Source organism: Kitasatospora aureofaciens, assembly GCF_019192735.1.
GTDB classification, from domain to species: Bacteria; Actinomycetota; Actinomycetes; order Streptomycetales; family Streptomycetaceae; genus Kitasatospora; species Kitasatospora aureofaciens_A.
Window position 1 is genome coordinate 1 of the sequence record NZ_JAHTKP010000200.1, and the last position, 632, is coordinate 632.

The 632-nt window shown below is 72.8% G+C and carries 1 protein-coding gene; it reads right to left on the reverse strand.

Features of this window, described 5'->3' with window-relative positions:
- On the reverse strand, positions 1–632 hold a 632-nt coding region (locus KV557_RS41990), incomplete at both ends, for an N-acetylglucosamine-6-phosphate deacetylase (RefSeq protein WP_218207391.1).

The following is a 632-nucleotide window of genomic DNA, read 5'->3' on the forward strand; positions in this document are numbered from 1 at the left end:
ACGCCGTCCTTGACCTGGACCTGGAGGGGGCCGAGGGGGTAGAGGCCGTCGCCCATGCCGGCGGCGCCCATGGCGTCGGTGATCAGGGCGACGCGGTCGGCGCCGGCGGTGTTGTAGGCGAGGTCGAGGACGGACGGGTGCAGGTGGACGCCGTCGTTGATGAGTTCGACGGTGACCCGCTCGTCCTCCAGCAGCGCCACGATCGGGCCGGGGGCGCGGTGGGCGATGGCGGGCATGGCGTTGAAGAGGTGGGTGGCGACGGTGGCGCCGGCGTCGACGGCTTCCAGGGTGGTCGCGTAGTCGGAGTCGGTGTGGCCGACGGCGGCGATGACGCCGAGGTCGGCGAGCATGCGGACGGAGTCGAGGCCGCCGGGGAGTTCGGGGGCGAGGGTGACCATTTTCGCGTGGCCGCGGGCGGCGTCGACGAGTTTGCGGACGAGGGCGGGGTCGGGGTCGCGGAGCAGGTCGGGGCGGTGGGCGCCGCAGCGGTTGCGGGAGATGAAGGGGCCCTCGAAGTGGATGCCGGCGAGTATGCCGTCCTCGACGAGTTCGGAGAGGACGGCGGCCTGGCGGGCGACGTCGTCGATCTCGCCGGTGACGGTGGAGGCGATCGTGGTGGTGGTGCCGTGTTC